This is a genomic window from Flagellimonas marinaquae, assembly GCF_003992675.1.
Classification (GTDB): domain Bacteria; phylum Bacteroidota; class Bacteroidia; order Flavobacteriales; family Flavobacteriaceae; genus Flagellimonas; species Flagellimonas marinaquae.
This window is the reverse complement of sequence record NZ_RZMZ01000007.1, coordinates 433485-446437: the sequence shown is the minus strand read 5'-3', so window position 1 is coordinate 446437 and position 12953 is coordinate 433485. Positions and strand designations below refer to the sequence as shown.

7 protein-coding genes are annotated in these 12953 nt (G+C 44.8%); all 7 read right to left on the bottom strand.

Annotation, left to right across the window (positions count from 1 at the left end; genetic code table 11):
• Positions 1-746: 746 nt before the first annotated feature.
• The 7 genes from EO130_RS05510 to EO130_RS05480 all read right to left on the bottom strand — a co-directional run bounded on the left by EO130_RS05510 (position 747) and on the right by EO130_RS05480 (position 12904).
• A complete protein-coding gene (locus EO130_RS05510; protein WP_127140516.1) occupies positions 747-1682 on the bottom strand; it encodes a hypothetical protein in 936 nt (311 codons plus the stop codon).
• 348 nt (positions 1683-2030) lie between these two features.
• A complete protein-coding gene (locus EO130_RS05505; protein WP_127140515.1) occupies positions 2031-3584 on the bottom strand; it encodes a hypothetical protein in 1554 nt (517 codons plus the stop codon).
• 24 nt (positions 3585-3608) lie between these two features.
• Complete coding sequence (locus tag EO130_RS05500) at positions 3609-4391, bottom strand: enoyl-CoA hydratase-related protein (RefSeq protein ID WP_127140625.1); 783 nt, start codon at positions 4389-4391, stop codon at positions 3609-3611.
• Between the two features lie 38 nt (positions 4392-4429).
• Entirely contained in the window at positions 4430-5845 is a 1416-nt protein-coding gene (locus tag EO130_RS05495) for a sensor histidine kinase (protein ID WP_127140624.1), read from the bottom strand.
• A gap of 156 nt (positions 5846-6001) precedes the next feature.
• Positions 6002-6547 (bottom strand): CopD family protein, encoded by a 546-nt coding sequence (locus tag EO130_RS05490; protein ID WP_127140514.1) that lies wholly within the window; start codon positions 6545-6547, stop codon positions 6002-6004.
• Positions 6548-6565: 18 nt separating this feature from the next.
• Positions 6566-9691, bottom strand: coding sequence for a VPS10 domain-containing protein (locus tag EO130_RS05485; RefSeq protein WP_127140513.1), 3126 nt, complete (start codon positions 9689-9691; stop codon positions 6566-6568).
• Between the two features lie 78 nt (positions 9692-9769).
• Entirely contained in the window at positions 9770-12904 is a 3135-nt protein-coding gene (locus tag EO130_RS05480; protein WP_127140512.1) for a WD40/YVTN/BNR-like repeat-containing protein, read from the bottom strand.
• Positions 12905-12953 lie beyond the last annotated feature (49 nt).

The window sequence follows — 12953 nt, the reverse complement described above, 5'->3', positions numbered from 1 at the left end:
GAATTTCTGATGTAATTATTGGAATGTTTGGCTTTGGTGGTGAGTGGTTGCTCAAAAACCTATGTCGTTTGTCATTTCAACATGAGGAATGAAGTGACGATGGAGAAATCCAGTGGAAAAACCAAGTTCAAATTCAAGTTCAAGGTTTAAGGAAAAAAGTGGTTTTTGGGAAATTCTCACCAAACCGATGCAAGCTAACCATCCTGAATGTCTCACGTCATTTCGACATGAGGAACGAAGTGACGATGGGGAAATCCAGTGGAAAAAACCAAGTTCAAATTCAAGTTCAAGGTTTAGGGTTTAAGGTTTAAGGTTTAGGGTAAAAAGGGGATTTTCGGGCAAGCAGAATCGGTGTAGCCATTTTTTGATTGCTCAACTGCCCACGGCCTACTGCAAATTGCACACTGACTTCCGACTTCCGACTTCGGACTACCAAACCGTAACACGGAACTGGTAACTCTTAACTCTTAACTTCAGACTTCCTAAAGATTTCTCGACTGCCCCCTCGACTGCGCTCGGGGTGACAGCTCGAAATGACATCTTAACTCATAACTCCTGACTTCTAACCCGTAACTCGTAACTCTAAACTCATAACTCCGGACTCCTCCCAAAAAATAAAAAGCCGAGCGAATGCCCGGCCTCTTTGCCTAGGTTAAGTGCCCCAAATGGGAAATATTCTTTTAGAAAAGAAAAATGCATTTTAGGATTTCTACCTTTTATTAGATACAAAATCCCACAACCAAAAATTATTCCTCTTTGCTTTCCAAATACCTGAACAAGGGTGCCATTCTTTCTTCATAAGAAAGGTTCGCCCAATTCAACTCTTTAGTACTTGATCCACTACTTTTGGAGGCTTCGCTGTTTATGTTCTCAGTTTCAACAATTAAGAGTGGTCTTAGGTCTTCTAAAGTATTTTCTTTTGCCACAATACGTAAATCTCCCTGACCATTTTCATCAGAATTAGGGTCAAGTCTTAAACGAATTCCTTTATTACTATCTGGATTACAAATCCAGTTTTCCACAACACTTCTAGGCAATATAATAGGGAACCAGCCATAGGCAGACCCAGAACCTTTCGGCAACAAAAGTGGATAGTCATCGGAACCTATTGGTCCTGCCCACATTGCGCTCTCTGCTCCAATATCCGCCCAATCATCATTGACATTTGCCATGGACCAGTTCACTTCTTCCTCAACGAAGATGGGGTCGTCAGCTCCATAAAAACCAACCTTCATGTATAAATTGTCAAAGGTTGCGTTTAGGTAAGAATCTATGTAAACATATAATGTAGCCTTACTCACATAAAAAGCATCAGAACAGGTTTGACCCTCCCCAACTAATTGAGAGGTAATGGTATCTCCAATTCCATCGAAACGAAAAAGTGCTCTTCTTTCCCCTGTTGCAAGTCCGTTAAATGAATAAAATAACTGAACAAAATCCTCATTCAGTCCTGTTCCGGTAGAAACAATATTCGCATCAGATGTTCCTTCATATCCTTTAAATCCATTTTGGAAATAAAAATCTACAGTTGGGCTATCTGCTCCTTGTTGACCTTGTATACCTTGTTCACCTTGTGGTCCTTGTGGTCCTTGTGGTCCGGTTTCCCCATCCTCTCCCGAACAGGAGACTAAACTTACTGCCATGCACAACATGGCCATACATACTAATTTTAATGTTTTCATGATTTTCAATTTTATCAATTAGGGTTAATACTTTGCCAAAGGTATGCTAGGAAATAGGCAAGATTTAAGGCTAATTGACGGATGCCCCTTCTGATCTGACGGATGGGGCTTTTGGGTTGATCTGTGAAAATTTGAATAAGAATATTCCTACGGAATTATAGTCAAAAAGAGGTTGCTGGGTGAAGGGAAAAGGGCAATGGGTTCACTTATTAACCAACTAAATCGGAGTTGGCACAACAATACATTCCATAATTTAGCAGGGTATTGATCGTAGGCTAGTATGCCCACCACAAACCCCAAGTGTACCGTTTCATACCCTCTAGCAGTAGTGGCTTAACGATCTGTCCGTTATTGAAAATTTACTTTGACCAATTGTTTTCGGCTTCCGCGTTTGGCGTAGAAGAGCATTTTGTCGTCGGACTCGTCCTTTAGTGGCATGGAGACCATTAAAGGCAATCTGGCTTCCTCTTGGTCGATGATCTTTTCATAATCCATTACCCCATTTTCGTCCAAGGAAATCATAAACACATTCCGATTGCGACTAAAACCTTGCTTAAAGATCAAACGTTCATTGTTGATCAATTGCGGATTTTCAGCAGCAGTACAGATAAAAAAGTAGGTGTTGCCATCCTTGCAATAAGCGCTGTAAGATGCATAGGCGCCATCACCTTGGGTTACTTCGGTCTTGTTGATGTTGCGCGCCCATTCCATTCTACCATTGGCATCCAGCTTCACGCTGACGATATCGTTATGATGGTAGCGCTCAATCTTGATGCGTTGTCCGGCACCTGTGGTTTCCAATCCCGTAGTGACAAAATATTCCTCGGCATTGAAGAAAATTTCCTGTTCATCGGTTATTTCCACTCCTTTAAAAACCAAGTTTTTGATGTCCTTATCTTCCTCACGGCCAAACTTGTCGTCCATAAACTGTTGTGAGAAGGGGTTGTATTTTTGGGAGCGGATGTCCAATGTATTCGGATCTACATCAAAATAGGCGATACCATTGTATCTATTGTCCTTTCTATCGGCATAAAAGCCCACACAGACCAATTTGTTCTTTACGAAAACCGGATACAAGGCTTCGGGATATTTCCCTGGATCTACAAACGATTGGGTTTTGTTTCCGTATTGTGACACCTTGATCAATTCGTACTGAAACTTTCGTTCATCTACACTAAAACGTCGCTTCTTAAAATAGGCCTTCCCCATAATATAGGCTGTTTGAAGATCGGCCGAAAAGGTTACATTTTCAAAGGCATAGTTTTTTTCCTCGATTTCATCCGAGAAATCATACTCGAACTTTTTATTGAGTGCGGTATCGAACATATGAATCATGTGCTTGTTGTCCTTCCCCTTTTTGTGATGTGTGCTGATCACAAAACCTGTTTTGTTCTCATCAAACAAAATCACCGTGGTAAAACCTCTGGAAAAGTCACGGTTGTAATAGTTCTTCCCTACCGGATCGTTCACTTCTTGCGAGGCGATGGAAAGCAACTTTTTCTCTTTGAAGTTAAAATCGATAACGGGACTGCTGTGGACCCAGTACTCATATTCGCCCCGGTCCAAATTATAGTTGAGGAACAAAAGGTGCAATTGCCCGTTTTTGAGGAAGCCATCCACAAAATCAAGTCCTTTCAACTTATAGTTGTACTCCGATACCAATTCTAGATTGCTGTTGTACTTTTCAATCAAGTAGCCTTTGGGTTTCAAGATCAATCCTTGGTAGTAGGCACGCACCAACACATAGCCACCAGAATCATCCTCGTTGATGGCTACTAGGTTAGAATATCGGTAGCGGTCGTGATATTTCTCCCCAAAATCATAGGATACAGGCATTTTTTGCGCATTCAGCATTACACTGCCGAACACTAGCAGACAAAGTACAAATAGGTTATTTTTCATGATCTGGCTATGTTAGGCCAATGGTCATGATCCAGGGAAATCGGCTTTTCGTTTTTCGAGGAAGGCAGTAGTACCTTCCTTAAAGTCATCGGTCCCAAAGCAAGTGCCAAAAGCATCAATTTCCACCGAATAACCATCAGCGTCATACTTAAAACCAGCATTTACGGCTTTTATTGCGTGTTTTATGGCCACGGATGAATTATTCGATATCCTGCTCGCGATCTTTTTACAAAAGGGAAGTAATTCTTCGCTGGAGACGACATGGTTTACCAATCCATATCCGAAGGCTTTGTCGGAATCAATCATGCCGGCCGTCATGATCATTTCCATAGCACGCCCTTTGCCCACAAGCTGTGGCAAGCGTTGGGTACCTCCATATCCGGGAATCACGCCCAAGGAAACTTCGGGTAATCCCATTCGGGCATTGCTACTGGCCACCCTAAAATGGCATGCCATAGCAAGCTCTAGTCCCCCACCTAGTGCAAATCCATTAATGGCTGCAATAACGGGGGTTGAAAGGTTTTCTACAAAATCGAACAGTTGGCGCTGTCCGGCGGCAGCCAATTGCCGGCCTTCCTTCACTGAAAAATCGGCAAACTCGGAAATATCGGCACCAGCAACAAAGGCTTTGTCCCCGCTTCCTGTAATTATGATGACCTTGGTTTCAGAATCCTCGTCCAACTCCTTAAAGGCCACGTGTAGCTCTTCTATGGTCCGTCTGTTGAGCGCATTGAGCTTTTTGGGCCTATTTATAACAATAGTGGCCAACTGGTTCTCTTCTTCAATGTAGATGTTTTCGTAATCCATAAAGATTGCTTTTGGGGCGGCCTGTACCTGTACCGCCATTATTTTTTCTGTTCCTTTGGAAAATCGATGGTAAACACGGTCCCTTTTCCAACTTTAGATGTAAAGTTAATGGTTCCGCCATAGTTTTCCACAATGTTCTTTACCATTCCCAAACCTAGGCCGGTACCACTGGATTTTGTGGTGAACTTTGGCTCAAAAATGCGATGCTTGTACTCATCGGAAATACCAAGGCCATTGTCGGCAACCGATATTTTTACCCTGTCACCAACAGATGCTACGGTAACCAAGATACGAGGGGATTCTACCTCAGGAATGGCCTGAATGGCATTTTTTACCAAGTTGGTGATCACGCGTATCAGTTGCGTGCGGTCCAGTTTGGCCACGACTTCCTCCTCGTCTGCTATAAAATGAATATAATCCTCATTAAATATTTCCAAGGCCAGCTTAACCACTTTTACCACATTCAACGTTTCGTTCTGCTGGGCGGGCATATCGGCAAAACTGGAAAAGGCGGTGGCAATATTGCTCATGGTATCTATTTGCTGGATCAAGGTTTTGGAAAACTCCTTGACCTTTTTTTGGATATCGGGGTCATTTGGGTCGAATTTCCGTTCAAAACTCTGTACAGTAAGCCTTAGGGGCGTCAAGGGATTTTTGATTTCATGGGCTACCTGCTTTGCCATCTCGCGCCATGCTTGTTCACGTTCACTACGAGCCAATTTTACGGCGCTCTCCTCCAGCTCATCGATCATGCGGTTGTAGGAGTCCACCAATTTTGCAATTTCCTCTCCCGGGCTTTCCAAATAGATTTTTTCGTTCTGATGGGTGAGGTTGGTCCGGTTGATCTTGTCGGAAATCGTCTGCAAGGACCTGGTGATATATTTTGAAATGAAATACGCCAATATAATGGCCACAATCAGCATTAACAAATAAACCATTGCCAACCTGAAAAGGAACTCCTTGAGCTCCATATTGTTGAAAGTGTTGTCTTCAAAATAGGGAAGATTCAAAATGCCGATAGGCTTAAACTTCAGGTCGTAGATGTAACGGTATGTGGCTTGATAATTATCGCCAGCCGCCCTTTTTTCTTCCACAAAACGGCTTTCGCCCTCCTCCCTCAGAAAGTTCAGTATTTCGGCATCCAAACAGGTGGCGATAGCGTTGGATTCGAAAGTGGGCCGGGAACTTTTGATCAGGTTTCCCTCTAAATCATAAATATTGAAATTGACATTCTGAATGTTGGCAATCTCATAAATCTCCTCGCTAAAAATCAGGTGAAGGTTCTCGGTGATTACGGGATAGGTGGTTTCCTTAAGGGTAAATTCGATGCTCTTCATCAACTGCTCTTCCTTACGCTCCAAGCGTTCCCTGTGGTAATCGTTGCCCTGCTCCTTGTATTGGTAAACCGTTACTCCGGCAATCAGCACAGAGGCCAATACCACCAAGGTGATCATGGAAATAAAGATGCGTGACCGTAAGGATAGTTTTCGTAGCAAGCTCGCTTGATTTGATGGTTAAATTTAAGCAATTATCGAGCCAAACAAAGTACAGCTTCGGGATTGGGATTCAACCACAAAAACGAGAAGAAAGAAAGGCCAACCTTTTCGTTTTCAAGCATTGGGGTTCCTATCCCGTACTTTTTTGTACCAGCGAATGCCCAACATCAATAAAACAATCAGGGCAAACATACCTACAATGCCATAGATCCAATTGAAGGCACTTTTGAGCACCACCAAAAAAACAACCGCAAAAAGGATAATCGTAGCCACTTCGTTCCACAAACGCATAAATTTCGAGGTATACTTGACCTCATCTCGCTGCAATTGCTTAAAGATCTGATGGCATTTCCCATGATACACAAAAAGTAGGAGCACAAAGCCGAGTTTAACGTGCATCCATGGTTGCTGCAACCAGCCGGGCATCAGAATGAGCAAAATAATGGCCGTTAGTGTACAGAGGACAGCTGACGGCCACGTAATGATATACCATAATCGTTTGGTCATCAATTTGAGTTGGTCGCTCAAGATTTCCTTATCGGGCGATGGTTTTTGCCAAGCTTCGATATGATAAATAAAGAGCCGTGGTATATAAAACAGGCCCGCGAACCAAGTGACCACAAATATGAGGTGCAACGATTTGATGTATGGGTACAGCAATTGCTACGTTTTTATGAATTACATCCGGATGGCTCCAATGCCATTCTCCCAGAGTTTGGTGTTAAAATTAGGAATTTCCGTGTTCATTAAGCTCTCTGCACGTTGTTTTAATCCCATCCATTGAGTATCGAGTTCCTTCTTTCGGTCCACGGAGGGCTGATTGATCTGGGGCAACGAGCTGTTACTGTGGTTCATTACAAAAAGATACTCGGCCGTAAACTTGTTGGGGAAATTCTCCACATCGTCATAGGCTTGCGATTTGCGCTGCACCATCTTTCCGTCCCACTCCTTGAGTTTGTCGAGCAATGACTGTCCTTCTTTTTTGAGTTCCTCGTCCTTCAAGTCCTTTAGCAATTTTGCTAGTTGATCTTGAACACTCTTCAAGGTGTTCACCTTGTTGTGCATATCGGTGAGTTTGGACTCAAAATCCGTCATGATGGCATGGTACTCCGCAAACCGTTCTTCCGAAACATTGGTATTGGGTGTAGGCACAATCGTTCCTTGGGTAGTAACTGCATTCCCTCCTGCGCTTATTTGGATGGTATACGTTCCTGGCGGCACTTTGTGCCCCGTGAAATCCGCTTCAATATATACCCCTGGAACACCGGGCACTATGGGCGTTTTGAGGTCCCATACAAAACGGTTCAGTCCTTTGGATGTTCCCAAGGTGGGTGCAGGGGGCGCCCCTCCTCCGTTATGGGGGACATAATCTTCATCTTTCTTGGAGCTAAAGGCGCGTACCAATTTACCCTGTGCATCTTTGATTTCCATGGTAACTTCAACGGAATCCATTTTTTCCGGGAGATTGTAATAGATGACCATCCCATTAGCGGGGTTGACTCCTTCAAAAGGATTGGTTCCGGACAGATTGGAAGAATTTCTGCTCAATGGGCTTCCCCAATAGCCATGAATGGCTTCTTCTGGTTGATACAATTTTAGGTCACCGGTGTTTCCTTTGTATTGTGAAAGTGTTGTGATATTGTCCAAAATCCAGAAGCTCCTACCCGATGTGGCCACAATCAAATCCCCCTGATGCACTTTTAGATCTGTGATCGGTGTTTTGGGCAAATTCAATTGTAGGGGCTCCCATTTTTTACCATCGTTCCAGGATACGTACAGTCCTTTTTCGGTGCCCGCGTACAATAATCCTTTTTGCTGTTCATCCTCTCGGACCACTCGTGTAAAAGCTCCGTAGGGAATGCCCTCACTAATATTGGTCCAGCTTTTTCCGTAGTCGCTGCTTTTGTAGAGGGCAGGGGTATAATCGTTGAACTTGTATCGGGTAGTTGCAATATAGAGGGTCGCTGGGTCGTGTGGCGAAACCTCAATGGCATTTACCAAACATTCCTTTAACCCCTTTGGGGTTATCTCTTCCCAAGATGCGCCACCGTTTTTGGTGATATGTACCAATCCATCATCACTCCCAGTAATCAATACCCCAGCTTCGTGTGGTGACTCCAAGAGATAAGAAATGGTTCCGTAGTTTTCAGCACCTACGGCTTCATTGGTGTAGGGACCTCCTCCCTTTCCTTGCAATTCATCTTGATCTCGTGTTAAGTCTGGTGATACTTCTTCCCAGGTTACGCCATTATCCCTTGTTCTAAGGACCAACTGTGCCGCATGGTAAAAAGTTCCGGGTTCGTGTTTGGACCAAATAATGGGTGCATTCCAATTGTATAAGTATTTCATGTCACGGGCATCTCGTCCCAAATACTGTATTGGGGCTGCCATGACATTGCTGGACATTTTAGATTCCATATCCAAAAGTTCAATGGTCCCCAAATAACTGCCTCCCATCACGTAACGCGGATTGTCGGGGTCGAAGCCCAAAAAGGCACTCTCTCCCCCAGCGGAATAATGCCAATCTTCTTGGTTAATGCTCCATCGACCTACGGAAAGGCTGGCAATCTTTACCGAAGTGTTGTCCTGTTGTCCACCATAAATGTTGTATGGGAACAAATTATCCGTGCTGATGCGATAAAACTGTGCCGTGGGCATATTGTCCTGCAGGGTCCAGTTTTCACCATAATCAAATGTAATGGTAGCTCCACCATCATCTGCCAAAACCATATTTTTCGAGTTGTTCGGATTGATCCACAGGTCATGGGTATCGCCATGAGGCACGGAAATGGTCTCCCATGTTTTACCACCATCTTCCGAACGGAACATGGAAGCACTAAGCACATACACGGTATCTTCATCGTTGGGGTCTACAAACACTTCGATGTAATACCAAGCACGCTGAACCAATCGGTTGTCCCCACTGACCATCTGCCAACTATCCCCTCCATTGTTGGAAACGAAGAGACCTCCTTTATCCTGATCGGAATCACTCTCAACCAAGGCATATACTTTTTCAGAATTGGAAGGGCTCACGGCGATGGCCATTTTTCCCTTTTCTTCGGGAAGCCCTTTGGTCATTTCCTTCCATGTATCGCCGCCATCGGTCGATTTGTACAATCCGCTTCCTGGCCCTCCACTGATGACTTTGTTGGGTTTACGCTGATGCTCCCACATCGCGGCATAGAGTACCAAGGGATTGTTAGCGTCCATGGACAGTTCTACTGCTCCAGTACCTTCATCCACATACAATATTTTTTCCCAATTTTTCCCACCATCCATGGAACGGTACACCCCTCTTTCCGGGTTTGGGGCATATAAAGCACCTTGGGCGGCTACGTACACCACATCTGGATTGGTAGGGTGAATTATGATCCGCGAGATGTGCTGTGTTTTTTCAAGTCCCAATTTTATCCATGTTTTTCCCGCATCATTGGATTGGTAGACACCATCCCCGTAGGAGGTCATCACACCTCTTGGGGCGTGCTCTCCCATACCACAATAGAGAATGTTGGGATTGGAAGGCGATACGGAAACCGCACCCACGGAGCCCATTTCAAAAAAACCATCCGATATGTTTTCCCATTGTCCACCAGCATTGGTCGTTTTCCACAGTCCCCCGCCCGTGGTCCCCATATAATAGGTGAGCGGATCCCCAATTACACCGCTAGCGGTCACGGAACGTCCACCCCTAAACGGGCCGATGTTCCTGAATATCATGGGTTCAAAATAATCGTTGGCTGTTTGCGCAAATGCTAAAGTCCCAAGTATGGCACTTAACAAAAAGAGTACACCTTTTTTCATGGTCTTGGTTGGTTTGTATGTATTCGATGTGTTTGTAATGTAAAAGCCCCCATGCAAGAACATAGGGGCTTTGTCTGCTTATTCTTCTATGCTCAAATAATTCAACTTGAGCTGGTTGAACTCTTCGTTAAAGTTGGAAATCTCCGTATCAATTAAATTGTCAAATGTCCGTAATTGCTCGTTGATCTTTTGTGTCATTTCATTTTTGACCGCGATATCCTGTTCGGTAGGAGGAAAATCGTCAAGAGAGACCAAGCTGTTCAAGTGCGCCAATTTATTGGTCAACCTTATTGGGAAGTTCAAAGGATCTTGATTACTTCTGTTTTGGGTCTGATAGAGTGCCTTTTCTACGGAGCCAAAATCTTCTTTCAAACTTTTGGCTTTCTCCACCAATGCTTTTGTCGCTTCGTCATCCTTATACTTTTTGATGAATTCATCCAACTTGCCATTTATGGCCCTGATCTTCTTTATGGATTGATGGGCCTTGTCCACAGTCTCGTTTACCTCGGTAATAAAATCGTACTGTTTTTGCATATCGGCAACGGTAACTTCGGCCCTTGGGTCTGGTAAAATGGTAAAGTTTTCACTTTGTGTTTCTCCATTAACGTTCAAATGCACCTTGTAAGTCCCTGGAACCGCTTTTGGACCGCTTAGGTTGGCCCACCACAAAATCATTCCGTCCAATCGTTCGGCGCCCTTTCCGCGAGTATCCCAAACGTAGGTGTTACCGCCTTTCTTGGCTTCCAGTTTTTTATCCTTTTCCTTGGCGTAGGTACTATAGGTGGCCAAGGTATCCCCGTTCATTTTGGTGTAGGTCAATGCGATGCTGTCCTTTTCGGAGACATCTTTAAGATAAAAATGTGTGATTACGCCATTGGCCAAGTTTTCGCCTTCCGTTTTGGATGGCCTTCTTGAAGCCCTACCTTTTGTTCTGTAGCTGTCCCTTGGTTTGTACAAAATCGCATCAGCAGATTTTTTGGCATTGTCCAATTGATGTAATACCGTAAGGTCATCGATAACCCAAATACTTCTTCCTTGTGTCGCTACGATGAGGTTGTCATCCTTGATGGTCAAATCGGTAATGGGTACAATAGGCAAATTCAATTGGAACTTCTCCCATTGGGCTCCATCATTAAAAGAGATATACATTCCCGTCTCGGTGCCTGCGTAGAGCAGTCCTTTTCGTTTTGGGTCTTCCCGAACCACCCTTGTGAAGTGCTCATCGGCTATCCCATCGGTGATTTTGGTCCATGTTTTCCCATAATCAGTGGTCTTGTAGAGGTAAGGCGCAAAGTCGCCCAACTTGTACCTCGTAGCGGCCACATAGCATGTTCCCTCATCAAATGCGGAAGGTTCAATGCTATTGATCATGTTCCACTCGGGCATGTTGGGAGGTGTTACGTTTTCCCAGGTCTGTCCTCCATCTTTGGTTACATGGATAAGTCCATCATCACTACCAACCCAAAGCAATCCTTCCTTTAAAGGGCTTTCATTGGCCGCAAAAATGGTACAGTAGTACTCCACACTGGTGTTATCTTGAGTGATGGGTCCACCGCTGGAAACCAGCTTTGTAGGGTCATTTCGGGTCAAATCACCACTCAACAGTTCCCAGCTCTGACCTTCGTTGGTCGTCATGTGCACATGGTTGGAGAAGGTGTAGAGTTTATTGGGGTCGTGCTTGCTGAACATGATGGGGAAGTTCCATTGGAAACGGTACTTCATTCCTTCGGCACCGTGCCCCATTGGGTTGTCGGGCCAAACGTTTACTGCCCTCACGGTTTTGTTCGCATGGTTCACACGGGTCAAAAAGCCTCCGTAGCTCCCACCATACACAATATCGTTGTTCTCAGGGTCCACGGCAATATGTGCGGATTCACCTCCTGCTGTTTCTTCCCAATCGTCCTCTCCGATAGATCCATCATCACTTCGGTAATTGATCCTGATGGTAGAGTTATCCTGCTGCGCCACATAAATTCGATATGGGAATGCATCATCCGTAGTTACTCGATAAAATTGGGCTGTAGGTTGATTGTGATAGGTACTCCAAGTTTCCCCGCCATCAAAACTTACCTGGGCGCCGCCATCATCGGCCATAATCATACGATTGGAATCTTCGGGTGCAATCCAGAGATCATGGTGATCTCCGTGAGGTGCATTATTGGATTTGAAGGTCTTTCCACCATCCGTACTTTTATGATAGCTCACATTGAGCACATAGACTACATCTTCATTATTGGTGTCGGCATAGACACGGGTATAGTACCACGCTCGTTGCCTTAGACTTCTATCACTGTTGACCAAGGTCCATGTTGCTCCGGCATCATCGGAACGGTAGAGACCTCCTTTTTCCTTGTTTTCTACCATGGCCCACACCCTATTGCTGTTGACTGGGCTTACGGCCACTCCTATAATCCCCAACGTATCGGTCGCGAAGCCTTCATTTTTTGAAATCTCCGTCCACGTTGCACCACTATCGGTACTCTTCCAAAGGGCAGAACCTTCTCCACCACTGCTCAAGCTGTAAGGTGTGCGTTGTATCCTCCAGGTAGATGCGTAAAGTATACGAGGGTTGTTGGGGTCAAAAGTAAGGTCAACGGCACCCGCCATATCATTGGCATACAGTACTTTTTCCCAAGTTTCGCCTCCGTTGGTGCTTTTATAGACACCTCTTTCGGTAGTGGGCTTGTACAGATTGCCCATAACCGCAGCGTAAACGATGTTGTGGTCCTTTGGGTGGATTCTCATTCGGGATATATGTCGGCTTTCGTCCAAGCCCAAGGATGTCCATGTTTTTCCGGCGTCTACCGTCTTCCAGACTCCGTAACCAGAGGATACGTTGCCACGAACGGTCTGTTCCCCACCTCCAACATAAATCACATTAGGGTCGCTTTGGGCCACCTCAACCGCGCCAATACTTCCTCCAAAATAACCATCGGAGATATTCTCCCAGGTTCCTCCGCCATCTTTAGTTCGCCATACTCCTCCTCCTGTGGCTCCAAAATAATATAGGTTAGGTTCTCCAGGTACACCAGCAACGGTTCCGGAACGTCCACCACGGAAAGGACCGATCAATCGGTATTCCAGACTCGAATAAAGTTCTTCAGGGTATTGCGCCCCACTTTGTTTTTTGTTCCTGCGCTGGGAATGGACCGGTGAAATAAACAGTGTCGCGGTAAGCAAGAGCATACCGATCTTGAAAAAGCAAATCTTCATTTTTAAAGTGTTGAGTTAGTCAGCCTTAAATGTACTAAAAAGCAACAAA

Bases quoted from the DNA above. Each gene is read 5' to 3' on its own strand.
- EO130_RS05510 (WP_127140516.1), bottom strand. From the start codon at position 1,682: ATGAAAACATTAAAATTAGTATGTATGGCCATGTTGTGCATGGCAGTA.
- EO130_RS05505 (WP_127140515.1), bottom strand. From the start codon at position 3,584: ATGAAAAATAACCTATTTGTACTTTGTCTGCTAGTGTTCGGCAGTGTA.
- EO130_RS05500 (WP_127140625.1), bottom strand. From the start codon at position 4,391: ATGGATTACGAAAACATCTACATTGAAGAAGAGAACCAGTTGGCCACT.
- EO130_RS05495 (WP_127140624.1), bottom strand. From the start codon at position 5,845: ATGATCACCTTGGTGGTATTGGCCTCTGTGCTGATTGCCGGAGTAACG.
- EO130_RS05485 (WP_127140513.1), bottom strand. From the start codon at position 9,691: ATGAAAAAAGGTGTACTCTTTTTGTTAAGTGCCATACTTGGGACTTTA.
- EO130_RS05480 (WP_127140512.1), bottom strand. From the start codon at position 12,904: ATGAAGATTTGCTTTTTCAAGATCGGTATGCTCTTGCTTACCGCGACA.